Raw genomic sequence first — 16467 nt, 5'->3', positions numbered from 1 at the left:
GAAGATCCGGCCCGCCCCGCTGGGCCTACTCGGCGACCGAGATGCCCTTGCCTTCGAGCGCGGCGACGAAGTCGGCCTGCGTCTGCGTGAACGCCTCGGGGAGCGGCGTGCCCGACTCGACCGCGGCCTTCACGTTGTCGGTGAGGTCGGCGAACAGGGTCTGCGACAGCGGCGGCCAAGTCCAGTTCGTCGAGACCGCGGCGTCGGACTCGGCGAAGACCTCCCAGATGTTCTGCCCGCCGTAGAAGGCGAACACCTCGGGGTCGTCCTGCAGGCTTTCGATCGCGGACGTGTCCTTGATGGCAGGCCAGCCGGCGCCGACGCTCGTGAGGATCGAGACCGACTCGGGGTCGCTGTTCAGCCAGAGGGCGAACTCGGCGGCCTCGGCGGGGTGCTCCGAGCCCTTGAGCACGATGCTGGCCGAGCCGCCGGCCCACGTCGCCGACACGTTCTCACCGGCGGTCCACTGCGGCATCGGCGCTGCGGCCCAGTTGCCTGCCGTGTCGGGCGCGGTGCCACGCACGATCGCGTCGGCCCAGGAGCCCGAGATCCAGCTCGCGATGTTGCCGTTCTGGATGTCGGCGTTCCACTCGCTCGACATGTCGGCCTCGAGCTTCACGAGGTCCTCGTCGATGAGCTTCTGCCAGAACGCGGCGACCTTGAGGGTGTCCTCGTCGTCGATGGCGACGGTCCAGGCGTCGTCTTCGGGCGTGAACCACTCGCCGCCGCCCTGCTGCGAGAGGCCGATCAGCCACGGTGCCTGGTTGAACGCGAAGGCCGCGATGTACCGGTTCGGGTCGCTGGCACGGATGACCTTGGCGGCCTCGTAGTACTCGTCCCACGTGGTCGGCGCCGCGAGGCCGAGCGAGTCGAAGATGTCCTTGCGGTAGAACTGGCCGAGCGGGCCCGAGGCCTGCGGCACGGCGTAGACCGAGTCGTTGAAGACACCGGTCTGCCACTGCCAGTCGGTGAACAGGTCGGCCGAGTCGCCGACGTACTCGGTGATGTCCTCGACGGCGTCGTTCACGAGGAACTCGGGGATCGCGTCGTACCCGACCTGGGCGACGTCGGCGGGGCTGCCGGCCTGGACGGCCGAGAACATCTTCGCGTAGCCGCCGTCGGGGCCGGCCGTGATGGTCTCGAGCGTCACCTGGATGTCGTCGTGCGCGGCGTTGAACGCGTCGACGGCCTGGTCGATGTTCGGGACCCAGGACTGGAAGGTCAGTTCGACGGGCTCGCCCGAGCCCGACGAGTCGGACGAGGCGTCGCCGCTCGCGCACGAGGCGAGAGCCAGCGTCGCGACGACGGCTCCGGCGAGGGCGACGCCGGTGCGGGTGCGCCGGTGGTCACGAAGCGACATGGGATGCTCCTTTGCATGGGAGGGGAATGCGGGTGCGGGATGTGACGCTACGCGCCTCATGCGGCCTGCACCCATAGTCGATTCACGAAGCAGCATGGACATTTCCATGGTCGCGTCGGGCTCGTCTCGTCGGAGTCGGCGCTCCGGTTTTGAATCGTCTCAACCATGGCATCCTAGATGGATGTCCCTAGGGGGAAGCTGAGCGCACGTGCCGCATCCCCGTGCCGGTGAGGGCGCTCACAGACCGCCCCGCACCCCGAGTCGATGGAGAATCCCCGTGCACTACGGCGCCGACTACAACCCCGAGCAATGGCCCGAAGAGGTCTGGCCCGACGACGTGGCCCGCATGCGCGAGGCCGGCGTGACGACGGTCAGCCTCGGCATCTTCGCGTGGGCGCGCATCCAGCCGCGCGAGGGCGAGTTCGACTTCGCGTGGCTCGACCGGGTCATCGAGCTGCTGCACGAGGGCGGCATCGCGGTCGACCTCGCGACCGCGACCGCGTCGCCGCCGCCGTGGGCGAGCGCGGCCTACCCCGAGATCCTCCCGCGCGACGAGGACGGCAGCGTGTACTGGCCGGGCAGCCGCCAGCAGTTCGCGCCGTCGTCGCCCGTGTACCGCCGGCTCGCGGGCGAGCTCGTCACCGCGATCGCCGAGCGGTACGCGGGGCATCCGGCGGTCGTGCTCTGGCACGTGAACAACGAGTACGGCTGCCACCTGCACGCCGACTACTCGGATGCGGCGCGCGACGCGTTCCGACGCTGGCTGCGCGAGCGGTACGCCGACATCGACGCGCTGAACGCGGCGTGGGGCACGAACTTCTGGTCGCAGCGGTACGGGTCGTTCGACGAGGTCTTCCCGCCACGGAAGGCGCCGTACAGCCGAAATCCAGGCCAGATGCTCGACTTCCGGCGGTTCACGAGCGACATGCTGCTCGAGTGCTTCCTCATGGAGCGCGACCTCATCCGCGCCGCCGGCGCGACACAGCCGATCACGACCAACTTCATGGGCGCGTTCAAGCCCGCCGACTACGCGAAGTGGGCGCCGCACCTCGACGTGCTGAGCGACGACTGCTACCCCGACCCGAACGACCCCGAGTCGTTCCGTGCAGCGGCGTTCCAGCGCGACCTGCTGCGCTCGCTCAAGCCCGACGTGCCGTGGCTGCTCATGGAGCAGGCGACGAACGCCCTGAACTGGCGTCCGGCGAACGCGCCGAAGGCGCCGGGCCAGATGGCCGCGCTGAGCGCCCAGGCGATCGGCCGCGGCGCCGACGGCATCCTGTTCTTCCAGTGGCGGCAGTCCCGCGCGGGTGCGGAGAAGTTCCACTCGGCGATGCTGCCGCACGCGGGCACGGGTACGCGCACCTGGCGTGAGGTGGTCGCGCTGGGGGCGGACCTCGCGGCGTTGCCGTCGCTGCCGGCGGGAGCTCGTGACGCGCGCGTCGCGCTGGTGTTCGACTGGGAGAACTGGTGGGCCGTGGAAGGCTCCGATCACCCCCAGAACCAGGTGGATTATCTCGCCGTCGTCCAGCGCTGGTACCGCGCGCTGCACCGCCGGCACGTGCAGGTCGATCTCGTCACGCCCGAGCGCGTGGGCGAGGGCTACGACCTCGTCATCGCGCCGCTGCTGTACCTGCTGCGCGAGGAGGGCGCGGCCGCGCTCGCGGCGTTCGTCGAGGGCGGCGGGCATCTCGTGACCGGGCCGTTCACGGATGTCGTCGACGAGATCGACCGGTTCCGGATGGGTGGGTTCCAGACACAGCTGGGCGGCGTGCTCGGCCTGCGGGTCGAGGACTTCGGTGCGATGGTCGCGCCCGACGCGCCGGCGAGCGAGCCGGGAGAGCGCTTCGCGCCGTTCTCTGGCGTGGCGGGTGCGGGCATGGGCACGCTGCTCGCGGAGGAGCTGCGGGTGACGGATGCCTCGGTCGAGGCGTCGTTCACGGCGGGCCGTCGTGCGGGGGCGCCGGCGGTGACGGTGCGGGCCGGTGCCGGTGGCGGTGGCGGGAGTGCGCGGTATGTCGCGACGATTCCCGATGAGGCGGGCGTGCAGGCCGTGGTCGATCACGTGCTCGCGGCGACGGGGGTGGCGCCCGTGCTCGCGGGGCTGCCCGAAGGCGTCGAGGTCGCGCGTCGCGGCGACGTGCTGACCGTGATCAACCACGGCGCCGAACCGGTCGAGGTGCCGGTGCGGGGCACCGATCTCGTCTCGGGGGAGTCGGTGGGCGGGGTCGTGCTGGAGCCGCACGACTGGAGGATCGTGCGGGAAAGCTGACTCACGTCGGCGCGTCGGCTCGTCGGCGCGTCGGCTCGTCGTTCGGGTCGCGCTCTCCACAGGCTGTGCATCGGTCGGGCTGAAATGAATATACTAGCCGACAAATGGGGAACAGAGGAGTTCGCGTGATGCGGCAGACCCGTGAGTGCCCGACGGAAGTCGGGGGCCGAGCGCGACTCGGCGGAGTGAAGCAGTGGTCGTTCGTCACCGGCGCGGTGTTGTGCGCGGGGCTGGTCGGCGGAGTGGTGTCGCCGGTGTGGGCCGCCTCGTCGCCGGGTGGCGAAGCGGGCGACGTGCAGCTCGGGTCGTTCGCGCTGGGCGACGGGCTCGAGGGCACGATCGGCGAGCTCGACGGATCGTTCGGCTTCACGCTGTCCGCCGGCGGGCTGCAGCTCGCGTGGGACTCGCGCGCCGCGGCTGCCGACCCCGTGGGTCTCGGGCCGGGCTGGTCGTTCGGGCTGGCGACCCTGCGCGTCGATGGCGGAGTCTGGGTGCACCCCGCGTCGGGTGGCGCCTTCGCTATGAGTGCGACCTCGCCGACGGGGCTGGCGGGGTATCCGGGGTCCGAGGTGCGCTTCGCCGCGGCCGAGCCGGGCGCGGTCGTGCCGGCTCGGGCCGACGGCTCGGTGGGTGAGACACCGTATGCGTACGTGCTGCACGAGCTCGGCGGGGTCTCGACCTACTTCGACGCGGCCGGGTATCCGCTCGCGAAGCTCGTGGTCGAGGGCGATCGCATCGATTGGCGGTGGGCGGCCGGCGAGGCCGGGCAGCTGGTCGCAGTGGTCGGTGCCGACGGCATCGTGACGGCGCTGGACTGGTCCGATCCGTCGCGCGTGACGATCGCGCCCGGGAGTAACGTGACCGACCCGGCCGACGGGTCCGGCGCCGGTGGCCGATGGCAGGTCGAGCTCGACGGCGGGCGGGTGTCAGCCGTGGCCGATCCGGTGGGTGCGCGCACCACGATCGCCTACGGCGATCAGGGGCTCGTCGAGCGGGTCTCGACCCCCGCCGGTGCGTCGACGGTCGTCGAGTGGCGGTCGTCGCTCGACGCGGTCGCGCGCGTGGATCGTGTGCGCGTGGTCGACGATGTGAGCGGGAGTCAGCTGAGCGAGCGGCGGTGGGCGGTCGAGGGGCAGATCTCGCCGTCAGGGTGGCCGGCGGTGTCCGGCCCGGTAGACCTGGCTTCAGGCGGTGGTGCCGCGGCAGCGGCGCTCGAGTTCGAGACGTCGCTCTCCGACGGCAAGACCCGCATCGGGTCGACGGTCGCGGGGTCGGGCACCGGAGCGCAACGGATCATGGAGCGTGCCGTCTCGGTCACGTCCGCGTCGGGCGAGCGCGTCGTGCAGGAGCATGCGTACGCCTACGCCGAGCGAGCCGAGACGCCGGGCGCGCCGGCCGCGGACGCGAAACCGACCTCGGTCACGACGACGCACCACGGTCGCAGCGGTGGCACGCGATCGGTCACGGAGTCGTACGAGTTCGACGAGCTCGGCCGCATGGTGTCACGGACCTCGACCGACGGCACGATCATCCGGCGGGCCTACGACGGCGAGGTGCTCGCGGGGCGCGCGCTGCCGATCGGCCTCGTCACCGAGGAGACCACGACGGCGCCCGACGGCCTCGTGAGCTCGACCAGGTACGAGCTGCGCGATGACCGCGCCGTCGTCGAGGCGACCGAGCTGTGGTCGGGGCGCGAGGGCGGCGAGCTCGTCCGCACCGACCGGGTCGAGCGCGACGTCGAAGACGGCTTCGTGACTGAGCAGCGCGTGTTCCCCGGCGGTGACGCGACGGCGGTGCCGGTCGTGACCCGGTGGTCGAGGCAGCTCGACCCGGCCACGGGCACGGAGCGCGTCGTGCAGACGGTCGCGGCCGGTACGCCGATCGAGTCTTCGGCGGTGTCGGTGGCCTCGCTCGTGCACGGCGGCAGGCTGACCGAGTCCGACGTGCTCGGCAACACGACGGTCGCGCGGTACGACGAGGCCGGGCGGCAGATCGCCCGGACCACCGCAGACGAGGTCCGCATCGAGACGTCGTACTGGGCCGACGGGTCACGCAAGGACCAGTCGACCGAGACCGGCACGACCCGGTTCTACTGGGACGGCGACCGGCTGATCAACGAGGTCCACGAGGCGGCCGGTGAGCACGGCACGGCAAGCTACCTGATCGGGGCCAACCGGCAGGCACGCAGCATCCGCGCCGAGGACGGTACCGCGATCACGTCGTATTACGGCACCGACCGGCACGGCAATGTCACCGACCTCACCGATGCGAACGGTCGCGTCACCACCGCGTACGACTACACCGACTACGGGGTGGCGACGGTGGTCGGCGACCAGGTGGCCGCGCAGCCCGCTGGCATCGGCGAGCTGGGGTACAACCCGTTCCAGTACGCCGGCGAGTACACCCACCGCGACGGCACCCAGCCACTCGGCCCGCGCACATACGACCCGGCGCAGGCCCGGTTCCTGAGCATGGACGATGCGCCGCTCGCGAACCTCTACGCGTTCGCCGACCTCAACCCGATCACCAACGTCGACCCGAGCGGGCGCCAGGCCCAGGTGGACTGGAACCACCTCGGCCCGCTCATCGCCGGGTTCGTGGTCACCGTGGCCGCGGGCATGTTCTTCGCCTTCAGCGGTGGCGCCTCCGGCGTGCTCGGGTTCGTCGGCGGGGTGCTTGCTGGGGGCGATGCCGCGCTCGCCGGATTCGAGCTCGCGCGAGGGCTCGGCAAGGTGCAGTGGACCGACCCCAAGGCCATGGAGATCGCCGCCTATGGTCTCTTCGCCACCAGCCTCGCCATGGGGATCGGCGCGATCGGCGCCAAGCTCGCCGGCCGCTTCGGAATGAAGGCGGCGGTGGAGAAAGTCGATGAGACCACACCGCTTGTGAGCGGTTCGACCGCGCCCCCGAAGAGCCTGGAACAGGTCACGAGCGAAGTGCTCATCGAGTCCAGTCGGCGCGGCAGCCACGTCGATTCGATCGAGATCAGTCGTCTGCAAAGGGCTGCGCTCAAGGTTACGGACGGGAAGTACGGACTGCACGTCAACACCGCCGTCAACAACATCTCGCTCGCCAGGGATGCCCGCAACCGCCAGCTGATGATGGACTATTCTGCGTACCAGAATCCCGAGAAGAAGCTTCGCGAAGTCGATGCCAAGATCCTGGAATACGAGCGCGCCGCGTTCGCCCACATCGTCCTCGCGAACAAGCGCCTCACGAAGATCGTGAAGAAGGGCTGGGTCACGGGCGCCAAGAAGGACTACGCAACACAGGAGATTGAGAACGCACATAAGGTGCTCGGCGACGCATTGAAGCCGGGCGTGGTATTCCAATCCAAACTGATGGACGGGTTCGACCCTGATCCGACCCCGGTCAGGTTCTTGTCCAGAGAAGATACCCCACCGAGCCTCGACTCGCCGCGGGACCTGAATCTCCTGGATTCGGATAATCCCCTCACCCGCGACGCGGTCGTGTACAACGAGTACTAGATTCCGGCGACGCGTTGAAGCCGATGCGAGCCAGGAACGGCGGAAGCGCGGCGTCCGGCCCGCGTTCCCGCCCGCCGGAGGTTGAGCACCCATTCGGGAGCTCACCCGATGATGTTCGGCGGAGTGGCAGTATACAGATAGTACTTTGCTCTACGCTCGACACCGCGGGGAGTGCAAGAGGATGCAACGAACAGTCGAACTCGGCCCTGGGCGCACGCGTGCCACGGGTTGGCGGGTGCTGACCGGCGCAATATTGTGCGTGGGCCTGACCGGAGGGCTGGTGTCGCCGGTGTGGGCCGCCGCCGAGCCTGGCGAGGCGGGCCGGGTGGAGCTGGGGTCGTTCGCCCTCGGCGACGGACTCGACGCGACGATCGGAGAGCTGGACGGTTCGTTCGGGTTCTCACTCACGGCCGGCGGCCTGCACCTGGCGTGGGACTCGCGCGCCTCTGGCGCGGATGCGGCGCACCTCGGTCGCGGCTGGTCGTTTGGCCTGGGGAGCATCCGTGTGACCGGCGGCGTCTGGGTGTATCCGGCGTCGGGTGGGGCGTTCCAGATGGACGCGAGCGGCCTGTGAACGTCGGCCGACCTCCGTCGAAGCACCCGAGCAGCTCGAGTCAAGAGGCCGACGGTGCGCCCGAGAGCGCCGAGGGGGAGATCCTCGACGAGGATCCTGCCGCGCAGATCACCAGGCTCCACAGCAAGTTCCGCGAGTCGCATGCCAATCTGAGCAAGATCGATGTCGATGCGCTCCGAGCGTCCTTCGCCTCGGGTGGGGTTTCGGACGCGACAGTGCGTCTCAACGTCGGCCTGGTCGACCTCGAACGGGCGAAGCAGCTTGCGGCGCAAGGAGCGAACTTGCCGTTGGATCCCGCGGGCGATCTTCGGGCCGCGCTGGAGGACCTCGTGGAGATCGACGTGCGGCTCGAGTTGGCGACCGAGAACGCCTTCGCGTGGTTGTCGGCGGCTGAGGAACACCTCCGCAAGGTCCCTGGCGCGACCCCCGCGACACTCGGCACTCCACGAGCGCCCGGCAGTGGATCGCCCGCTGCGAGCAGCGATGACATGGACCTCGATGCGGCGCTCATGTTGGCCGAGGACTTCTAGGCAGCCCCCGCGATAGCATGCAGACGACACCGAGGGAGGGTCGATGCGTGCGGTCATCCTGAGCGGGTCCGGCCGGACGGCCGACCCATGGCATTCGTACGCCGAGACGAGCGCCGAGCTCGCCGCGATCGCTCGCGAGGCGGGGTTCGACGTCGAGATCGTGCTCGGTCCGGTCGAGGGGTTCGCCGACCTGGCTGACGACGTGCGCGTGGTCATCGTCAACGCGGGCGACCCCGACGGGCCGCTTCCCGACGATGCGCCAGACCCCGGCGCGCCCGCCGGCGCGCTCGTCACGCGGGCAGCGGCCCGATTCGACGCCGCGCTCGAACGCGGCATCGGCCTGCTCGCGGTGCATTCGGCTGCGGCGACGCTGCGTGAGCTGCCGGCCTTCGGCACGGCCCTTGGAGCGCGGTGGATTGCGGGCCAGTCGTGGCATCCGCCCATCGGCGAGGCGAGCGTGCACCTCGTCGGGCGCCACCTGATCCGCGAGGGCCTCGACGACTTCACCGTGCTCGACGAGTGCTATACCGGCCTGCCGCTCACTGGCGTCATCGAGCCGATCGCCGAACACGAGGAAGACGGCATCCGGCATCCCCTCGTCTGGGCACGCGAGCTCGGCCGGTCGCGTCTCGTCTATTCGGCGCTCGGGCACGACGTCCGTTCCTACGCCTCAGCCGAGCACCGCGAGCTGCTGCATCGCGCGCTGCGCTGGCTCCGCGAGGTGCCGGCGCCGAGTACTCCCGGCGCGGTCGGCGCGCCCACCAGGTCTGACGCGGCCGGTGGGCCTGGTGCGTCCGGCGCGGCGCGCGGGCCTGATCCGTCCGGCGGTGCCGGCGGGCCCGCTGCGCCCGGCACGGTCGATGCGCCCGACGCTCGCGGCGGTGCGCCCGAGGCATCCGATCGCCCGACCAGCCGCCCCGACCCCCGAGGAACCGACGCATGAGCCGCATCGTCATCGCCCCCGACTCGTTCAAGGGCACGATCGATGCCGCCGACGCGGCCGCGGCGCTCGCGCGCGGCTGGGCGGCCGAGCGCCCCGGCGACGAGACCGTGCTGCGCCCCATGGCCGACGGCGGCGAGGGCACGCTCGACGCGTTCGAGGCGTCGGTGCCGGGCGCGGAGCGCCGGTCCATCACGGTCAGCGGGCCCGTCGACGGGGATCCGCCGGTCGAGACGTCGTGGGTGCGGCTGCCAGACGGCACCGGGGTCGTCGAGCTTGCCGCGACGAGCGGGCTCGACCTGGTCGATCCGCTGCGGCCGCTCGACGCGCACACCGGAGGTTTCGGCGAGGCGATCGTCGCCGCACTCGACGCGGGCGTCACGCGTCTGCTCGTCGGCCTCGGCGGCAGCGCGTCGAGCGACGGCGGCGTCGCCGCGCTCGCGGTACTGGGTGCACGGTTCTCGGATGCCTCGGGGCAGCCGATCTCGCATGGCAACCGCGGGCTCGCCGACCTCGTCGACGTGCAGCTCGACGACCTCCGCACGCGTCCGCCGCGCGGCGTGCTCATCGTCGGCGACGTGACCAATCCGCTGCTGGGGGAGTACGGCGCCGCGGCCGTGTTCGGGCCGCAGAAGGGCGCCGACTCCGCCCTCGTGAGCATCATCGAGACGAACCTCGCCCGGCTCGCACGGCTCATGCCCGAGGGCGGACCGCTGGCCGGCGCAGCCGGCGCGGGTGCCGCCGGGGGAACCGGGTTCGGGCTGCTGGCGTGGGGCGCCGAGATGGGTGCGGGCGCGAAGCTCGTCGCCGACGCGGTCGGCCTCGCCGACGCCATCGCCGGAGCCGACCTCGTGATCACAGGCGAGGGTCGGTTCGACGGGCAGTCCGAGGCGGGCAAGGCGCCCACCGAGGTCGCGCGCATCGCCCGTGACGCCGACGTGCCGGTCGCGCTCGCCGCGGGCGCGATCACGGCCGAGCCGGCCTCGTTCGTGGCATCCGTCTCGCTCACCGACCTAGCCGGTGGCGGCGCCGCAGCCATGGCCGACCCCTCGCGCTGGCTCGAGGAGGCCGGCCGCGCGCTCGCTCGCCAGGCCTCGCCCGCCTGACCCTTTCCGCGCCGAGTCGCTGGTCGAGGAGCTGACGACGAGGTCGAACGGGTTTCGAGACCGGGTGAGCCGGTCTCCCGAGCCGGTTGCGAGGGCACGCCTATCGAGATCGTGTCGGGCGGCACTCGACCAGTGGGCGGGGCCTCGATGCGCTTCGCCACAGGATTGCTGGTGTCCCGAGCTCCGAGTTCGCAGCGTCGGTCCACCGCGCGGCGCTCGACGGTATCGGCGGTCTGACGTGGCTTCTCCACACGTCGACCTGCAGCCACCGTGAGTACGAATATACTGGTGTGACTGCGATGGTGAGGGAGTTGGCGAATGCGACATGCGCGGCACCACACAGAGCATGGGCGAAGTCGGGGCTGGCTACTCGTCACCGGTGCGGTCTTGTGTGCCGGATTGACCGGCGGGCTGGTGTCGCCGGTCTGGGCGGCTTCGGCGCCCGGTGACACGGCGGGCGACGTGCAGTTGGGCTCGTTCTCGTTGGCCGACGGGCTCGAGGGTACGATCGGTGAGCTCGACGGATCGTTCGGCTTCTCGCTCCCCGCCGGTGGGGTGCAGCTCGCGTGGGACTCGCGTGCACTGGGTGTGGAGCCGGCTCCGCTCGGTCGAGGGTGGTCGTTCGGGGTCTCGAAGATCCGTGTGACCGGCGGGGTCTGGGTACACCCGGCCTCGGGCGGGGCGTTCGAGATGGACGCGTCCGCGCCGACCGGGCTCGCGGGCTATCCGCGCAACGACGTGTCGTTCGCGGCGGCGGCGGCCGGCGCGGTGGTGCCGGCGCGCGCCGATGGGTCGGTGGGGGAGACGCCGTACGCGTACGTGCTGCACGAGCTCGGTGGGGTGGCCACGTACTACGATGCGGCGGGGTATCCCGTGCGCGAGACGTCGGGTGACCTGGTCACGACGACTGACTACGACGTGTTCGGCAATGCGACGGCCACGATCGACGCGGACGGCAATCGCACGGCGTACGCGTACGACGAGGCCGGGGCGCTCGTGGCGGCGACGCAGGCCGATCGTGACGGCGCCCCGGTGGGCGGGATGCGATACGGCTACGACGACTACGGCCGGGTGAACTCGCTCGAGCGCGAGAACGGCGTGCGAACCGATTACACGTTCACGAGTGCCGCGCAAATCTCGACCGAGGTCACGACTGCGCCCGATGGGGTCCTCTCCGAGCGCGAATACACGTACGCCCCCGCCGGCACGCTGAGCAGTCGCATCGATCGGGTGCGAGGCGACGACGGCCGATTGCACGTGACGCGCACGGAGTACGAGTACGACGCGCTCGACCGGCTCGTGCGGTCGAACATCCGGGAAGGCGACGGCGCCGATAGCCGGGTGCTGACCCGGACCGAGTACGAGCCGACCATCGGCGGCGACCTCGCCGCCGAGACGGTCACGACCCACCCGGACACCGCCGAGGCGGTCAGTACGACCCGTGAGTTCGAGTACTCGGCGGTCGGTGAGCTCACGGCGATCGTCGCCGACGGGCAGCGCCGGGCCCAGGAGTTCGATGTCGAGGGGAACCTGCTGGCCTCCGCCGACGGCGACCGGTACGAGTACGACGCCGCGGACCGGCTCCTGGCGCACACCACACCCGACGGCGTACGCATCGAGACGACGTACTGGGCCGACGGTGCGCGCAAGGAGCACACCACCTCGACCGGTGCGACCCGGTACTACTGGGACGGCGTCCGGCTGATCAACGAGGTCCACGAGACCCCGGCCGCGAGCCAGGGGACCGCGAGCTACCTGATCGGCACGACCCGACACGCGCGGACCACCCGCGCCGACGGCGAGGCCGCGAGCACCTCATACTTCGGCACCGACCGACACGGCAACGTCACCGACCTCACCGACGAGGCCGGCGCGCGCACGACGACATACACGTACTCCGACTACGGGGTCGCCACCGTCACCGGCGACCGCTCCGGGCGCATGCCGGCGGGGATCGGCGAGCTCGCGTACAACCCGTTCCAGTACGCCGCCGAGTACACCTACCGCGACGGCACCCAACCCCTCGGGCCGCGCACCTACGACCCGCAACAGGCACGATTCCTCACCGAAGACGACGCTCCCCTGGCGAACCTCTACGCGTTCGGCGACCTGAACCCGATCACCAACGTCGACCCGTCGGGCCGGGAAGCCATAGACGACTGGGTCAACGTCGGGCTCGCGATCGCCGGATTCGTCTTCACGGCGGCCGGTGCCGCGCTCATGCTCTCAAACCCCAGCACGCTGTTCACGGTCATGGGTGGGATCGGCGCCTTTGTCGCGGGGCTCGACTTCGCGGCCGCGGGGGCCGAGCTGTTCATCGCCCTCAGTGGCCCGCGGTTCCTTGCGCCGGAAGTCACGATGATCGCCGCGTGGGTGGTCTTCGCCACAGGGCTCGGCATCCTGGGTGGCGGCGGAGCTGTCAAATACTTCACACGGAGCAAGAAGGTGGCCTCTGCGACCGGCAGTGGGGCGCCCGAGCAGGTGGCGCAGACCGAGACGAAAGCCACGCCCGTCGTGACCGAGCAACGCCCTCGGTCGAAGCCGGATGCCGACGACGACTCGCGAAAGTCCGATGACGGCGATTCGAACGCCGATGACGGCGACGATCCGACAAGCAGTGAATCGGGCGGGGAGTACCCGATCATCGTCGTCGAGAACGACGGCTGGTCTCCCGTCCTCTCGCGCGTCACACCCACCAACCGCGAACGTACGGTCGACGAGGCGTTCACGCCCGAACAGCAGCGCAATCTGGTCAATGCGTACAAGTCCGTCGCCAAGCTCGACACCTCGGTGCTGGACAGGTTGTTCAGGACGTCCAATAGCGAGTTGAAGGACCTGCTGCTGTCGGCCGATTTCCACATCACCAAAGCGAAAAGCTCGGCGAAGACCCTCGTCACTGGACTCGAGACCACACCGCCGATGATGGACATGAAGACGACGGACCTCTTCTTGGACTCGCTGAAGTCTGCCCAGGGCAAGCTAGAGGGAGCCGAGAGCCTCATGAAGACGCACTCGATTCCGGGGATCGAGGTCGTCACCAATCTGCGAACGCAGACGGATAAGATCGGCGATGACCTACGCAACGCATTCTGACCATCCAGGTATTCCGCTGCAGCAGACACCGCCAGGCATCGTCTGGCTCCGACCTGAGCTGTCTTGCTTAGCTCCGACGACGCGCGATGGCTCCGTCTCAGCGAGGTGAGCGGTCAGACGCTACGCGCGAGCAGCCGCCGCCCGGTAGGCCTCACGGATGGCCCGTACGGGCTCGGGCTTGAGCTCGGCGTCGAGTACGACGGGCCAGGTCGGCCGGTCACCAGTCAATGCCCACGCCGCCTGTCGCGCCGCGCCGTCGGCGACGTACTCGCCCGCGGCGGGCACGACCACCGGCACGTCGAAGACCTGCGCCGCGATCCGGCGCACCGCCCGGTTGCGCGCCGCCCCGCCGATGAGCAGCACGCGCCGCGCCTGGACGCCCTGCCCGCGCACCGCGTCGAGCCCGTCGGCGAGGCTGCACAGCAGCCCCTCGATCGCCGCGCGCGCGAGGTTCGGTCGCGTCGTGCTCGCGAGCGTCATGCCCGTGAGCGACGCGGTCGCGTCGGGCAGGTTCGGGGTGCGCTCGCCCTCGAAATACGGCACGAGCACGAGCCCTCCCGCCCCGGGCTCGGCCTCGAGCGCGAGCCGCCCGAGCTCGTCGTGGTCGATGCCCAGCAGCTCGGCGATCGCGTCGAGCACGCGTGCCGCGTTCATCGTCGCAATGAGCGGCAGCCACGCCCCGGTCGCGTCGGCGAAGCCCGCGACCGTGCCGCTGGCGTCGGCGACCGGATGCTCCGTCACCGCGAACACCGTTCCGCTCGTGCCGATCGAGACCACGACATCGCCCGGGCGCGCGTCGAGCCCGAGCGCCGCGCCCGCATTGTCCCCGGCGCCGGCCGCCACGAGCACGCCGCCGGGCGTTCGGCCCGCGGCCTCGGCGGGGCCGAGCACGCGTGGCAGCTCCGCCTCATGCCCCAACGCGAGCACCAGCAGGTCATGGTCGTAGCCGCCTGCGCCCCAATACGCCGTGCCCGAGGCATCCGACCGGTCCGTCGCGAGCGCCTCGAACTCGGCACCGTGCGGAGCATCCGGATCGCCCACCGGACCGTAGCCGCGAAGCCGCCACGACAGCCAGTCGTGCGGGAGCGCGACCGCCGCGGTGCGAGCCGCGTGTGCCGGCTCCGCGTCGGCGAGCCAGCGCAGCTTCGTGGCCGTGAACGACGCGACCGGCACCACGCCCGTGCGGCGCGCGTACTCGTCGGCGCCCACCTCGGCGATGAGATCGCGCGCGGCGGCGGCCGAACGCGTGTCGTTCCACAGCAGCGCGGGGCGCACCACGCGGCCCTCGGCGTCGAGCGCGACCATGCCGTGCTGCTGTCCCGCGATCGAGACGGCTGCGACGTCGGCGAGCCCGCCCGCCTCCGAGATCGCCGCCTGCATGGCGGCCCACCACGCGTCGGGATGCACCTCGGTGCCCTCTGGATGCGACGCGCGACCGCTGCGCACGAGCGCCCCGGTCTCGGCGTCGCGGACGACGACCTTGCAGGACTGGGTGGACGAATCGATGCCGGCGACGAGGGTCACCTGTGCTCCCTTGCATTGTGGTGGTGCGCACCGTGGTGGTGCGCACCGTGGTGATGCGCACCGTGGTGGTGTGTGGTTCCGCGGTGCCTGATCGGTGGGCGCGACCCGGCCGGCGATCCGAGGATCGCGGGCCTTCAGGATCGTGCCGCTGATACGCCATCGCCCGGCGGACTCGTCCGGTGGAGCCGAACGATGGCGTACGGCGAGCGTACCGGCGTCGAGACGAGGGTGCGGAATCCGGCGACGGCCACGTGCACAACGAGTCAGCCGCGTACCGTCAGTCGCTCGCGACCGTCAGCCGCGACCGTCAGCCGCGCGCGTCAGCCGCGCGCGCCGAGCAGGTGCTCGGTCGCGAGCTGCTGCAGGCGGACGAAGCCGAACCCGTGGCCACCGAAGTACGCGCCGGCGTCGAAGTCCTCGTACGCCGAACGGTCGGCGAGCAGATCGTCGTACGACTCGCCGACGCCCAGCGTGGGTTCGGCGAGCTCGGGCACACGAGCGGCGGCAAGCGCCTCCTGGACCTCGGGGTCGGCGCGGAACGCGGCGGCGCGCTCGCGCAGCAGGAGATACGTACGCATGTTCGCGGCCGCAGACTCCCAGACGCCGGTCTCATCCTCGGTGCGGCTCGGCTTGTAGTCGAAGTGCCGCGGACCGTCGTAGGCCGGCCCGCCGTTCGGTCCGCCGTGCTCGAGCAGGTCGACGAGCGCGAACGCATTGTGCAGGTCGCCATGGCCGAAGACGAGGTCCTGGTCGTACTTGATGCCCCGCTGGCCGTTGAGGTCGATGTGGAAGAGCTTGCCCTGGTACAGCGCTTGCGCGATTCCGGCCGCGAAGTTCAGCCCGGCCATCTGCTCGTGCCCGACCTCGGGGTTCACGCCGACGAGCTCGGGGCGTTCAAGGGTCTCGATGAACGCGAGCGCGTGCCCGACGGTCGGCAGCAGGATGTCGCCTCGCGGCTCGTTCGGCTTGGGTTCGATCGCGAACCGGATGTCGTAGCCGCGATCGGTGACGTACTCACCGAGCAGGTTCACGGCCTCGCGGTAGCGTTCGAGCGCGGCGCGCACGTCTTTCGCACTGTCGTACTCGGCGCCCTCGCGGCCGCCCCACATGACGAACGTCGAAGCTCCGAGCTCGGCGGCGAGGTCGAGATTGCGCAGCACCTTCCGCAGCGCGAAGCGTCGCACCTGCCGGTCGTTCGACGTGAACCCGCCGTCTTTGAAGACGGGTGCGCTGAACAGGTTCGTGGTGACCATGGGCACGACGAGTCCGGTCGCGTCGAGGGCGCCCTTGAGCCGATCGATCTGGCGCTGCCGCTCGCCGTCGGTCGAGCCGAAGGCGAACAGGTCGTCGTCGTGGAAGGTCAGGCCGTACGCGCCGAGCTCGTCGAGCCGCTCGACCGCGTGCACGACGTCGAGGGCCGGCCTGGTCGGCCCGCCGAACGGGTCGATACCGGTGTAGCCGATGGTCCACAGGCCGAACGAGAAGCGGTCTTCGCGGGTGGGGTTGGGCATGATGCTCCTGTTCCTCGGTGAACGGAATCGAATTGTTGTGAGCAACAACCTATCGCATGCCGGGGTGCTCTG

Annotated in this window: 10 protein-coding genes; 7 read left to right on the top strand and 3 right to left on the bottom strand. The window is 70.6% G+C overall.

Translation table 11 applies throughout. From position 1 onward, the window contains the following. Positions 1-25: 25 nt before the first annotated feature. Entirely contained in the window at positions 26-1360 is a 1335-nt protein-coding gene (locus tag QU602_RS13420) for an ABC transporter substrate-binding protein (protein WP_308796966.1), read from the bottom strand. Between the two features lie 277 nt (positions 1361-1637). Between QU602_RS13420 and QU602_RS13415 the strand changes: the two genes are divergently transcribed. The 7 genes from QU602_RS13415 (at position 1638) to QU602_RS13385 (ending at position 13360) form a co-directional block, all read left to right on the top strand. Further along, positions 1638-3629 (top strand): beta-galactosidase, encoded by a 1992-nt coding sequence (locus QU602_RS13415; RefSeq protein ID WP_308796965.1) that lies wholly within the window; start codon positions 1638-1640, stop codon positions 3627-3629. A gap of 185 nt (positions 3630-3814) precedes the next feature. After that, positions 3815-7117: an RHS repeat domain-containing protein gene (locus QU602_RS13410; protein WP_308796964.1), complete on the top strand. Its 3303-nt coding sequence runs from the start codon at positions 3815-3817 to the stop codon at positions 7115-7117. Between the two features lie 181 nt (positions 7118-7298). Beyond that, entirely contained in the window at positions 7299-7691 is a 393-nt protein-coding gene (locus QU602_RS13405) for a hypothetical protein (RefSeq protein ID WP_308796963.1), read from the top strand. Continuing rightward, on the top strand, positions 7688-8221 hold the full coding sequence (locus QU602_RS13400; protein WP_308796962.1) for a hypothetical protein: 534 nt from the start codon (positions 7688-7690) through the stop codon (positions 8219-8221). The genes QU602_RS13405 and QU602_RS13400 overlap by 4 nt, the downstream gene beginning before the upstream one ends. Positions 8222-8264: 43 nt before the next feature. After that, positions 8265-9164: a ThuA domain-containing protein gene (locus QU602_RS13395; protein WP_308796961.1), complete on the top strand. Its 900-nt coding sequence runs from the start codon at positions 8265-8267 to the stop codon at positions 9162-9164. Then, positions 9161-10267, top strand: coding sequence for a glycerate kinase (locus tag QU602_RS13390; protein ID WP_308796960.1), 1107 nt, complete (start codon positions 9161-9163; stop codon positions 10265-10267). The genes QU602_RS13395 and QU602_RS13390 overlap by 4 nt, the downstream gene beginning before the upstream one ends. Before the next feature lie 399 nt (positions 10268-10666). Next, positions 10667-13360: an RHS repeat-associated core domain-containing protein gene (locus QU602_RS13385; protein ID WP_308796959.1), complete on the top strand. Its 2694-nt coding sequence runs from the start codon at positions 10667-10669 to the stop codon at positions 13358-13360. A gap of 120 nt (positions 13361-13480) precedes the next feature. Here QU602_RS13385 and xylB read toward each other — a convergent pair whose 3' ends face one another. Both xylB and xylA read right to left on the bottom strand, forming a co-directional pair. Then, a complete protein-coding gene (gene xylB / locus QU602_RS13380) occupies positions 13481-14884 on the bottom strand; it encodes a xylulokinase (RefSeq protein WP_308796958.1) in 1404 nt (467 codons plus the stop codon). 320 nt (positions 14885-15204) lie between these two features. Next, positions 15205-16395 carry a xylose isomerase gene (gene xylA, locus QU602_RS13375; RefSeq protein WP_308796957.1) on the bottom strand — a complete coding sequence of 397 codons (1191 nt, stop codon included), beginning with the start codon at positions 16393-16395 and terminating at the stop codon, positions 15205-15207. Positions 16396-16467 lie beyond the last annotated feature (72 nt).

Origin of the sequence: Agromyces protaetiae, from assembly GCF_030866785.1 — a bacterium.
In the GTDB taxonomy this organism is placed as follows: Bacteria; Actinomycetota; Actinomycetes; order Actinomycetales; family Microbacteriaceae; genus Agromyces; species Agromyces silvae.
The sequence above is the reverse complement of the archived record's forward strand: the minus strand, read 5'-3'. Positions and strand labels throughout refer to the sequence as shown.

Coding starts and splice junctions, on each gene's coding strand:
- QU602_RS13420 (WP_308796966.1), bottom strand. CDS start 1,360: ATGTCGCTTCGTGACCACCGGCGCACCCGCACCGGCGTCGCCCTCGCC.
- QU602_RS13405 (WP_308796963.1), top strand. CDS start 7,299: ATGCAACGAACAGTCGAACTCGGCCCTGGGCGCACGCGTGCCACGGGT.
- QU602_RS13395 (WP_308796961.1), top strand. CDS start 8,265: ATGCGTGCGGTCATCCTGAGCGGGTCCGGCCGGACGGCCGACCCATGG.
- QU602_RS13390 (WP_308796960.1), top strand. CDS start 9,161: ATGAGCCGCATCGTCATCGCCCCCGACTCGTTCAAGGGCACGATCGAT.
- xylA (WP_308796957.1), bottom strand. CDS start 16,395: ATGCCCAACCCCACCCGCGAAGACCGCTTCTCGTTCGGCCTGTGGACC.